We start from the raw sequence: 1,900 nt of genomic DNA, 5'->3' as shown, positions 1-1,900 counted from the left end.
CAAAGCCCGGATTTCAATTACCGCAGCGCGCAACACCTCGGCAATCTGTTCAGGAACCGACAAACACCCCTCCCGCCAGGGCAAACTCCCTTCCATACGCACAATTTTTGGATTGGCCAAACATAAAGGAGTAGTCACCTGCTTGGCCTGTTCCTCGCCAATATCCACGACAATCACCTGCTTGAGCACCCCCACTTGTGGAGCGGCCAAACCGATGCCATTGGCAGCGTACATGGTTTCCAGCATATCCTCCATCAGCAGGCGAATGTTTTCATCGACCCTTTCCACCGGCTGGGATTTTTGTTTCAGACGTTTGTCAGGAGCAGTCAAAATGGGCAGTATAGCCATCGTTTTCGATCAATGGAAAAAGGAGTCCGTGGTATGCACAGCGTATGACCATTGAATATAGCAAAAAGTGCCACTCCATGCACCCCTTGCAAAGCAGCATCTGCAACCCTTTGGTACAGGGTACGATGAGAACATCAAGAGTGTGGTATCAGATGGGACGACTTTTCATGGCGGCTACCGGCAACTCATCCAACGGGACCAGAGCTTCCGTACCGGGCTCGCTTGTGGCACCGCTGCGTTTCAGCCAATAGCGTTCCATGGCCTCGATAATTGCCGAATCAAATTTTTTTCCCGCCCCCTGCTTCAAAATGGCCAACGCCTCCTCAGCAGGCATCCGCCGTCGATAGTGGCGATCAGCGGTCAAGGCTTCAAAAATATCGGCCACCGTGATGATCTTGGCCAGAAAAGGAATGTAGCGGTTTAACAAACCCACTCCATAACCGGAACCATCCATATATTCATGGTGGGAGGCGGCTATTTCCGGCACATGCCGATATTTGCGAGAAAAACGCATGCGGGTTAAAATTTCCCGTGTAAAGGAGACATGCTTTTTAATCTGATCATATTCACCACTGGTCAAAGGGCCACCTTTTTTCAAAACAACATCGGCCACACCCAATTTGCCATAATCATGAAGAAAGCCTGCCACCCGTACCACATCAATATCATTTTGTGACAATCCCATCTCCTGGGCAATGCCACAAGCATATTCACTGACCAGTTTGGAATGTCCGGCAGTCAGGGTATCCTTGGCATCAATCGAAGCAGCCATCACTTCAATAAAACTGTGAAATTGTGTTTCATGCTCCTGCAGCAGCAGCGCATTTTCCAAAGTCACGGAGGCGATTGCCGCCAAGGCATGCAGAGTCTCAATATCCTCGACAGAAAAACTCTCTGCCCCTTGTTTGTTGATAATCTCCAATACCCCCAACGGCTCATCACTATTTGACTTCAACGGTACGGCGATAATATTGCGGGTGTGATAGCCGGTTTTTTGATCGGTTTCAGCGTTAAAAAATTCGCTTTGATAGGCATCTTCGATCACCAGGGAACGGCCAGTAAAGACGACCCATCCGGCAATCCCCAAATTGACACGCACACCAATGGCTGGTTTGCCCTCCAAACCGGTGGCATAGAGTGAACGCAACGTACCTTCCTGGCTGTTCAAAATAAAGAAGGTTCCCCGTTCGCACTCCATCTCTGCCACCCATTGATCCACAAGCTGTTTGGCCTGTGTTTCGTTCATGGTGTGAAAAAAATCAGGAGTGGCAAGAGCGCGTGCCGCTGCAGCCAACTTTTCTTCATCCTCCTGACTGAAACATCCCTCCTGTTTGTTCAACAACTGTACCGCACCCCACACCCGATTGTGTCCATCAGAGAGAGGCACCACCAGAACCGTTTCGGTGCGATAACCGGTGACATGGTCTATTTCACGGTTAAAAAAGGGCACATTATAGGCATCAACAACGTTGATAATCTCCCGGCGCAAAAAAGCCAATCCAACAATACCCATTTTCAGGGCCAGACGGATCCCTCCCTCTACCCCGGAAGC

2 protein-coding genes are annotated in these 1,900 nt (G+C 49.9%); both read right to left on the bottom strand.

The genetic code is table 11. The features are described from left to right. The coding region (gene def / locus EJP87_RS11880) for a peptide deformylase (protein WP_130472101.1) at positions 1-348 on the bottom strand (348 nt) is incomplete at its 3' end. 148 nt (positions 349-496) lie between these two features. Continuing rightward, positions 497-1,900: HD domain-containing phosphohydrolase (locus tag EJP87_RS11875; RefSeq protein ID WP_130472095.1), on the bottom strand; the 1,404-nt coding region annotated here is incomplete at its 5' end.

Origin of the sequence: Candidatus Magnetaquicoccus inordinatus (genome assembly GCF_004217665.1) — a bacterium.
GTDB lineage: Bacteria > Pseudomonadota > Magnetococcia > Magnetococcales > Magnetaquicoccaceae > Magnetaquicoccus > Magnetaquicoccus inordinatus.
This window is presented reverse-complemented; position numbering and strand designations above follow the sequence as displayed.